Below are 9078 nucleotides of genomic sequence, written 5' to 3'. Positions count from 1 at the left end.
AGGATTTTTTGGTTCCTTTTTGATCCTTCAAAAAGGGACCCGCCGTAAGGGCGGAAAGGTGAATAAGCGTCGACATCGCAAATGAATGCGCATAAAAAAAATCAAAACAACCAACAACCAACAACCAACAACCAACAACCAACAACCAACAACCAATCTAGCACCAATAAAAAAACCCGCATCACTCTCGCAACACGGGTCCTTCAAAATCCAAACTCAAACCACCCAGATCACCGCTCCAGCAGAATCCGCAACATCCGCCGCAGCGGCTCCGCAGCCCCCCACAGCAACTGGTCACCAACGGTGAAGGCCCCGAGGTACTGCGACCCCATGTTCAGCTTGCGCAAACGCCCGACCGGCACGTTCAGGGTCCCGGTCACCTGGGTAGGGCTCAGCTCCTGCATACTGATCTCACGCTGATTCGGCACCAGCTTCACCCAAGGGTTGTGCTGGCTGATCATGCCTTCGATATCCGCCAAAGGCACATCCTTGTTCAGCTTGATGGTCAGCGCCTGGCTATGGCAACGCATGGCGCCAATCCGCACGCAGATGCCATCGACCGGGATCGGGCTCTTGAAGCGCCCGAGGATCTTGTTGGTCTCGGCCTGGGCCTTCCACTCTTCGCGGCTCTGGCCGTTCGGCAGTTCCTTGTCGATCCACGGGATCAGGCTGCCGGCCAGCGGCACGCCGAAGTTGTCGGTCGGGAAGCCTTCGCCACGCATGGCCTCGGCCACCTTGCGATCGATGTCGAGGATGGCGCTGGCCGGGTTGGCCAGGTCGTCGGCGACCGCCGCGTGAATACCGCCCATCTGCTTGATCAGCTCACGCATGTTCTGCGCGCCGGCACCGGAAGCCGCCTGATAGGTCATGGCACTCATCCACTCGACCAGGCCGGCTTCGAACAGGCCGCCCAGCCCCATCAGCATCAGGCTGACGGTGCAGTTGCCGCCGATGTAGTTCTTGGTGCCCGCATCCAGCTGCTGGTCGATGACCTTGCGGTTGACCGGGTCAAGAATGATCACCGCGTCGTCCTGCATGCGCAGGGAGGAGGCCGCGTCGATCCAGTAACCCTGCCAGCCGGCTTCGCGCAGCTTGGGGAATACTTCGTTGGTGTAGTCGCCGCCCTGGCAGGTGAGGATGACGTCGAGGGTCTTGAGCTCTTCGATGTTGTAGGCATCCTTGAGCGGCGCAATGTCCTTGCCCACCGCCGGACCTTGGCCACCGACATTGGAGGTGGTGAAGAACACCGGCTCGATCAGGTCGAAGTCCTGCTCTTCGAGCATCCGCTGCATAAGCACGGAACCGACCATTCCACGCCAACCGATCAGACCTACACGTTTCATCGCAACTACACCTTTGCTAAAAGTGGGCCGCCACCGGGAGTTTTGGGTGGCGGGCCAGAGAGATTACAGATTCCGCAGCGCTGCGACTACTGCGTCGCCCATTTCCTGCGTACCGACCTTGCGGCAACCTTCGGAGAAGATGTCACCAGTGCGCAGGCCCTGGTCCAGCACCAGGCTCACCGCCTGCTCGATCGCCTCGGCGGCGGCCGTCTGGTTGAAGCTGTAGCGCAGCATCATCGACACCGAGAGAATGGTCGCCAGCGGGTTGGCGATGCCCTGCCCGGCGATGTCCGGCGCCGAGCCGTGGCACGGCTCGTACATGCCCTTGTTGTCGGCATCCAGCGACGCCGACGGCAGCATGCCGATGGAACCGGTGAGCATGGAAGCTTCATCCGACAGGATGTCGCCGAACATATTGTCGGTCACCACCACGTCAAACTGCTTGGGCGCGCGCACCAGCTGCATGGCGGCGTTGTCGACGTACATGTGGCTCAGCTCGACGTCCGGGTAGTCCTTGGCCACTTCCTCGACCACTTCACGCCACAGCTGGCTGGAAGCCAGGACGTTGGCCTTGTCCACCGAACACAGTTTCTTGCCGCGTACACGGGCCATGTCGAAGCCGACGCGGGCGATGCGGCGCACTTCGCTTTCGCTGTACGGCAGGGTGTCGTACGCCTGGCGCTCGCCGCCTTCCAGCTCGCGCTGGCCGCGTGGCGCGCCGAAGTAGATGCCGCCGGTCAGCTCGCGGACGATAAGGATGTCCAGGCCAGCGACGATCTCTGGCTTGAGCGACGAGGCGTCGGCCAACTGCGGATAAAGGATGGCCGGGCGCAGGTTGGCGAACAGGCCCAGTTGCGAACGGATCTTCAGCAAGCCGCGCTCCGGGCGGATGTCACGCTCGATCTTGTCCCACTTCGGACCGCCCACGGCGCCCAGCAGAACCGCGTCAGCATGGCGCGCACGCTCCAGGGTCTCGTCGGCCAGCGGCACGCCGTGCTTGTCGATGGCCGCACCACCGATCACGTCGTGGGTGAGGCTGAAGCCGAGCTGGAACTTGTCGTTGGCCAGTTCCAGCACCTTGACCGCCTCGGCCATGATTTCCGGACCGATGCCATCACCTGGGAGAATCAGAATCTGCTTGCTCATGCTTTCCTCTATCCAATCAAGCGGCGCGCCCTGTCGGCGCGCCGATAAACTCAGTGTCCAACGGACCTCATCGCGGGGAAAGCCCGCTTCCACGCGTGGTGATGAGGCCTTCGATCAATCGCGGAACAACCACGGCTGGCTGGCGCGGTGCTTGCCCTCGAACGCCTTGATCGCGTCGCTGTCCTGCAGGGTCAGGCCGATATCGTCCAGGCCGTTGAGCAGGCAGTGCTTGCGGAATGCATCGATCTCGAACTTCAGCACTTTTCCGTCCGGACGGGTCACGGCCTGGGCGTCGAGGTCGATGGTCAACTGGTAACCCGGGTTGGCCTCGACCTGCTTGAACAGCTCGTCGACTTCGGCGGCGTCGAGAATGATCGGCAACAGGCCATTCTTGAAGCTGTTGTTGAAGAAGATGTCGGCGAAGCTCGGCGCGATCACGCTGCGGAAACCGTACTCATCGAGTGCCCACGGAGCATGCTCGCGGCTAGAGCCGCAACCGAAGTTCTCCCTCGCCAGCAACACGCTGGCTCCTTGGTAACGCGCATGGTTGAGCACGAAATCCTGGTTCAACGGGCGCTTGCTGTTGTCCTGGTATGGTTGGCCGACGTCAAGGTAGCGCCACTCGTCGAACAGGTTGGGACCGAAGCCAGTGCGCTTGATCGACTTGAGAAACTGCTTGGGAATGATCTGATCGGTGTCGACGTTGGCTCGATCCAAAGGTGCGACAAGACCAGTATGCTGGGTAAAGGCTTTCATGCTGCGCTCCCTTGGATCAACTCGCGGACATCGATGAAGTGGCCGGTCACTGCGGCGGCGGCGGCCATGGCCGGGCTGACCAGGTGGGTACGGCCACCGGCGCCCTGGCGACCTTCAAAGTTGCGGTTGGAAGTGGACGCGCAGTGCTCGCCGCTTTCCAGGCGGTCCGGGTTCATCGCCAGGCACATCGAGCAACCTGGTTCACGCCACTCGAAACCGGCCTCGAGGAAAATCTTGTCCAGCCCTTCGCGCTCCGCTTGGGCCTTGACCAATCCCGAGCCCGGCACCACCAGCGCCTGCTTGATGTTGGCGGCGACCTTGCGGCCCTTGGCGATCTCAGCAGCTGCGCGCAGGTCTTCGATGCGCGAGTTGGTGCACGAGCCGATGAACACGCGGTCAAGCTGGATATCGGTGATCGCCTGGTTCGCAGCCAAGCCCATGTACTTGAGGGCGCGCTCGATCGAGCCACGCTTGATCAAGTCGGGCTCGGCGGCCGGATCAGGCACGCGCTGATCGACGGCCAACACCATCTCCGGCGAGGTGCCCCAGCTCACCTGTGGCTTGATCTGCGCGGCGTCGAGTTCGACCACGGTGTCGAACACTGCGTCGGCGTCAGAGACCAATCCTTTCCAGGTCTCGATGGCCTGCGTCCACTGCTCGCCCTTTGGCGCGTAGGGACGGCCCTCGACGTAGTTGACGGTGGTATCGTCGACCGCGACCAAGCCCACACGGGCACCGGCCTCGATGGACATGTTGCAGATGGTCATGCGACCTTCCATGGACAAGTCGCGGATCGCGCTGCCGGCAAACTCCATGGCATGGCCGTTACCGCCGGCGGTGCCGATCTTGCCGATCACGGCGAGGACGATGTCCTTGGCGGTGACACCGGCGGGCAATTGGCCTTCGACGCGCACCAGCATGTTCTTCATCTTCTTGGCCACCAGGCACTGTGTGGCGAGCACGTGCTCGACCTCGGAGGTGCCGATGCCATGGGCCAGGGCACCGAACGCGCCATGGGTGGAAGTATGCGAATCACCGCAGACCACGGTCATGCCCGGCAAGGTCGCGCCCTGCTCCGGGCTGATGACGTGCACGATACCCTGACGCTCGTCATTCATCTTGAATTCGACGATGCCATATTCGTCACAGTTCTCATCAAGGGTCTGCACCTGAAGGCGCGAAACCTGGTCGGCGATGGCCTCGATACCGCCTTTACGCTCAGGCGTGGTCGGCACGTTGTGGTCAGGGGTGGCAATGTTGGCATCGATGCGCCATGGCTGGCGGCTGGCCAGGCGCAGGCCTTCGAAAGCCTGGGGCGAGGTCACTTCGTGGATGATATGACGGTCGATGTAGATCAAGGACGAGCCGTCATCGCGGCGCTTGACCTCATGAGCTTCCCAAAGTTTGTCGTAGAGCGTTTTACCAGCCATCAGACTGTTCCTCATCAGCGTCTTTCTATGCCAAAGACCCCTTGGCTTGTACGGACGATGCTATGGCGTTAAATTGAATAACTCAAATTCATAATTTTCATGCTTTGCATAACCATCAGGAATTCAAATCAGATGGACTTGGCCAACCTCAGCGCCTTCATCGCCATTGCCGAAACCGGCAGTTTTTCCGGCGCCGGCGAGCGTCTGCATCTGACACAACCCGCTATCAGTAAACGCATCGCCGGGCTGGAACAACAATTGGATGTGCGGCTTTTCGATCGGCTGGGCCGTGAAGTGAACCTCACCGAAGCTGGCCGCGCGTTGCTGCCAAGGGCCTATCAGATCCTCAACGTGCTCGATGATACGCGACGCGCATTGACCAATCTGACGGGTGAAGTGGGAGGTCGACTAACCCTGGCAACTAGCCACCATATAGGTTTACATCGACTCCCCCCGGTATTACGGGCTTTCACCCGGCAACACCCCGAAGTAGCGCTGGATATTCAGTTCATGGATTCAGAAGCTGCCTACGATGAAATTCTCCATGGCCGCGCTGAGATTGCCGTTATTACCCTGGCCCCAGAACCTCACCATCTGATCAGGGCGACTCAAGTCTGGAATGACGCCCTCGACTTCGTCGCCTCGCCGGAGCACCCGCTGGCCAGCAACGGCGGAGTCAGCCTGGCTGACGTGGCGCGCCACCCGGCGGTGTTCCCCGGCGGCAATACCTTCACACACCATATTGTCCAGCGCCTGTTCGAAAGCCAGGGCCTGGTGCCGAATATCGCCATGAGCACCAATTATCTGGAAACCATCAAGATGATGGTGTCGATCGGCCTGGCCTGGAGTGTGCTGCCACGTACTATGCTCGATGAGCAGGTTGCGCCCATCGCACTGCCCGGCATACAGCTGTCGCGCCAGCTAGGCTACATATTGCACACGGAGCGCACGCTATCGAATGCGGCCAGGGCCTTCATGGCGCTGCTCGACAGCGACGCCGGGGCTGCCTGACCGGTCGCAGGCACGGCATTCTCTCTCCACAAGGACGCGTTTCCGCCAAAGGTCTGGTATCGATGCCCAAATCAGCAAACCGCTTTCCGCGCCTGCCCCGTATTCCCGCGGCCGACCCACAGGAGTCGGAACAGGCCTGGCAGAACGCTCCCCAGTTGCTGGCCGCGCTCAACGCCGCGCGCCTGGGGGCTTGGCTGTGGGATATCGAGAGTGGCCGGGTGAGCTGGTCGCGGGGCACCCAGGCGCTGTTCGGCTTCGACCCGCAACGGCCGCTGCCCAACGACATCGATTACCTCGACCTGCTGCCCGAGGAGGATCGCGCCCGGACGCGCCAGGCGTTCCAGGCCGTGGTCAATGGCGAACCGGTCGAGCAGGCCATGCGCCATCGCATCCGCTGGCCCGATGGCAGCGTGCACTGGCTGGAAATCAACGGCAGCCTTACCCACGATCCCCATGGCCGCCCGCAGATGATCGGGGTGATCCGCGAGATCAGCCGCCAGCGCGAGCGCGAAACCGCGCTGATCCATTCGGAGAAGCGCTTCGCCACCCTGTTCCACCTCAGCCCCAACGCCATCCTCCTGACTCGCCGCCATGACGGCCTGATCATCGAGGTCAACCAGCACTTCGAGCACATGTTCGGTTGGCCGGGCGCTCAAGTAGTGGGCAAGACAAGCGTCGAACTGGGCCTGTGGGTCAACCCCGAGCAACGTCACCAGGTGCTGGAAGCCACCCGCGCCGGTAGCGGCCCACTGACCCTCGAGGTGCAGTTCCGCGCCACCAACGGCAAGATTCACGATGGCATTCTCTGTACCCAAGGCATCGAACTCGAAGGTGGCACCTACCTGATCAGCACCTTTGTCGATACCACCGAGCGCAAACGCGCCGAACAGGCGCTCAAGGACAGCCAGGAGCGTCTCGATCTGGCCCTGGACTCGGCCCAGCTGGGTACCTGGGACTGGCACATCCCCAGCGGCATGCTCTACGGTTCGGCCCGCGCCGCGCAACTGCACGGGCTGGACCCAGTGCCCTTCCACGAATCGTTCGAGGCCTTTTTCGAAGGCGTGCCCGAGCACGAACGCAGCGTCATGCGCCAGGCCTATCGCAGCCTGCGCGAAGGACCGGCGGGCAATTACCAGATCACCTATCGCGTACAGCTCGACAACGGTGCCTCGCGCTATATCGAAAGCCGCGCCCGTCTATACCGCGACGAACAGGGCAACCCGCTGCGCATGGCCGGCACTTTGCTCGACATCACCGACCAGGTGGAGCGCGAACAGCGTCTGACGGCCTCAGAGGAAAAGTTCGCCAGCCTGTTCCAGGTCAGCCCCGACCCCATCTGCGTGACCCGCCAGGACAGCGGTCAGTTCATCGAGATCAACCCGGCCTTCAGCCAGACCTTTGGCTGGGCCCCGGAGCAGATCCTCGGCCACACCGCCGAGGAAATCGGCCTGTGGGCCGAGTCGGCCGAACGTGCCCAGCGCATCGAGCGGGTGATCCGCGACCAGGCCCTGAGCAATGTGGCGGTGGTGGTCAATCACCGCAACGGCACGCCGCTGACCTGCGTGATCTCCAGCCGCCTGATCAGCGTAGACAGCCAGCCGTGCAGCGTTACCACCCTGCGCGACATTACTCAGCAGCAACGCGCCGAGGCAGCGCTCAAGGCAAGCGAGGAGAAATTCGCCAAGGCGTTCCATTCCAGCCCCGACGCCATCACTATTACCGAGCGCCACAGCGGGCGCTATGTGGAAGTCAACGACGGCTTCAGCCGGTTGACCGGCTATAAGCCTGAGGAGGTGCTGGGCCGCACGGTCTACGAGATCGGCATCTGGGCCGATGAGAAACAGCGCGCTGCCCTGCTCAACGAACTGCGCGAGCGCGGCCGGGTGCATCACCGGGAGATGCTCGGCCGCAACAAGCGCGGCGATATCCTCACTGTGGAAGTGTCGGTAGAGCCAATCAGCCTCAACGAAACCGACTGCCTGCTGCTGACCGCTCGCGATGTCAGCCTGTTGAAGAACGCTCAGGCACAGATCCGCCACCTGGCCTACCACGACCCACTGACCAACCTGCCCAATCGCGCCCTGCTGATGGATCGCCTGAGTCAGCAGATCGCCCTGCTCAAGCGCCACAACCTGCGCGGCGCCTTGCTGTTCCTCGACCTTGACCACTTCAAGCACATCAACGACTCGCTCGGCCACCCAGTGGGCGACACGGTGTTGAAGATCATCACCGCCCGTCTCGAAGCCAGTGTGCGCCTGGAAGACACCGTGGCGCGGTTGGGCGGCGACGAATTCGTGGTTTTGCTCAGCGGCCTGGAGGGCAGCCGCGAGCAGGTGGAAAACAAGGTACGTGAACTGGCCGACACCCTGCGCGAGCTGCTGGCCGAACCGATGTCGCTGGACGGCCAGCGCCTGCAGGTCACACCCAGTATCGGCGTGGCGCTGATCCCCGACCATGGCGCCACCCCCGCCGACCTGCTCAAGCGTGCCGACATCGCCCTGTACCGCGCCAAGGACTCCGGACGTAACACCACGCAATTGTTCCACACCACCATGCAGAAGGCCGCTAGTGAGCGGCTGCGCATGGAGAACGACTTGCGCCTGGCCCTCGCCCGCGGCGAACTGGCCTTGCACTTCCAGCCCCAGGTCGATGCCCGCGACAACCGGATCGTCGGCGCTGAAGTGCTGCTGCGCTGGCATCATCCGCAACTGGGCCAGCAACCTCCGGCGCAGTTCATTCAGGTTCTGGAGGAAAGCGGGCTGATCCTCGAAGTCGGCAGCTGGATTCTCGATGAAGCCTGCGACGCCTGTGCGCGGATGCTTGGCGATGGCCTGATCGACGCCGACGATTTCAGCCTGTGCGTCAACATCAGCCCGCGGCAATTCCGCCAGAACGATTTCGTCGACCGGGTGCTGCGCAGCCTCGACGACTACCGCCTGCCCCGGCGCATGCTCACGCTGGAGATCACCGAAGGCATCGTCATCCAGAACCTGGAGGACACCATCAGCAAGATGCGCGAACTCAAGCGTCACGGCGTGAGCTTCGCCATGGACGACTTCGGCACTGGCTATTCGTCGCTCACCTATCTCAAGCGCCTGCCGGTGGATGCGCTGAAGATCGATCAGACCTTCGTACGCGACGCACCGGTCGACCCCAACGACGCCGAGATCGTCCGCGCGATCGTGGCCATGGCTCGCAGCCTGGAGCTCGCGGTGATTGCCGAGGGGGTGGAACTCACCGAACAGCTGGAGTTCCTTGAGCGACAAGGCTGCCACCTGTACCAGGGCTACCTGCACAGCCGCCCATTGCCATTGCCGGAGTTTCGCCAGATGCTGCTGGAGGCACCGGCGGACTACTGATGCCCAAACACAGTTGCTTGCGCCACAGAATGC

The 9078-nt window shown here is 62.3% G+C and carries 6 protein-coding genes; 2 read left to right on the top strand and 4 right to left on the bottom strand.

What is annotated here, in order from left to right; all coding sequences use genetic code 11:
* Positions 1-230: 230 nt before the first annotated feature.
* From asd to leuC, 4 genes are all read right to left on the bottom strand, one after another.
* On the bottom strand, positions 231-1343 hold the full coding sequence (gene asd, locus OH705_RS22410; protein WP_023630514.1) for an aspartate-semialdehyde dehydrogenase: 1113 nt from the start codon (positions 1341-1343) through the stop codon (positions 231-233).
* A 63-nt stretch (positions 1344-1406) separates the two neighbouring features.
* Positions 1407-2489 carry a 3-isopropylmalate dehydrogenase gene (gene leuB / locus OH705_RS22405; RefSeq protein WP_023630513.1) on the bottom strand — a complete coding sequence of 361 codons (1083 nt, stop codon included), beginning with the start codon at positions 2487-2489 and terminating at the stop codon, positions 1407-1409.
* A 114-nt stretch (positions 2490-2603) separates the two neighbouring features.
* Positions 2604-3245 (bottom strand): 3-isopropylmalate dehydratase small subunit, encoded by a 642-nt coding sequence (gene leuD / locus OH705_RS22400; protein WP_023630512.1) that lies wholly within the window; start codon positions 3243-3245, stop codon positions 2604-2606.
* Positions 3242-4675 (bottom strand): 3-isopropylmalate dehydratase large subunit, encoded by a 1434-nt coding sequence (gene leuC / locus OH705_RS22395; protein WP_094012469.1) that lies wholly within the window; start codon positions 4673-4675, stop codon positions 3242-3244. The genes leuD and leuC overlap by 4 nt, the downstream gene beginning before the upstream one ends.
* Positions 4676-4807: 132 nt before the next feature.
* Here leuC and OH705_RS22390 point away from each other — a divergent pair, with 132 nt between their 5' ends.
* Entirely contained in the window at positions 4808-5686 is an 879-nt protein-coding gene (locus OH705_RS22390) for a LysR family transcriptional regulator (RefSeq protein WP_023630510.1), read from the top strand.
* A 62-nt stretch (positions 5687-5748) separates the two neighbouring features.
* On the top strand, positions 5749-9045 hold the full coding sequence (locus OH705_RS22385; protein ID WP_023630509.1) for a PAS domain S-box protein: 3297 nt from the start codon (positions 5749-5751) through the stop codon (positions 9043-9045).
* Positions 9046-9078: the final 33 nt, after the last annotated feature.

It is taken from the genome of Pseudomonas sp. BJa3 (assembly GCF_026343815.1).
Lineage (GTDB): Bacteria > Pseudomonadota > Gammaproteobacteria > Pseudomonadales > Pseudomonadaceae > Aquipseudomonas > Aquipseudomonas soli.
Note: the sequence above shows the minus strand (reverse complement) of the source record. Positions and strands in the feature narration are given on the sequence as shown.

What these genes read in the sequence shown, in the direction of transcription:
- leuD (WP_023630512.1), bottom strand. Translation starts at nt 3,245, where the DNA reads ATGAAAGCCTTTACCCAGCATACTGGTCTTGTCGCACCTTTGGATCGA.
- asd (WP_023630514.1), bottom strand. Translation starts at nt 1,343, where the DNA reads ATGAAACGTGTAGGTCTGATCGGTTGGCGTGGAATGGTCGGTTCCGTG.
- leuB (WP_023630513.1), bottom strand. Translation starts at nt 2,489, where the DNA reads ATGAGCAAGCAGATTCTGATTCTCCCAGGTGATGGCATCGGTCCGGAA.
- OH705_RS22385 (WP_023630509.1), top strand. Translation starts at nt 5,749, where the DNA reads ATGCCCAAATCAGCAAACCGCTTTCCGCGCCTGCCCCGTATTCCCGCG.
- OH705_RS22390 (WP_023630510.1), top strand. Translation starts at nt 4,808, where the DNA reads ATGGACTTGGCCAACCTCAGCGCCTTCATCGCCATTGCCGAAACCGGC.
- leuC (WP_094012469.1), bottom strand. Translation starts at nt 4,675, where the DNA reads ATGGCTGGTAAAACGCTCTACGACAAACTTTGGGAAGCTCATGAGGTC.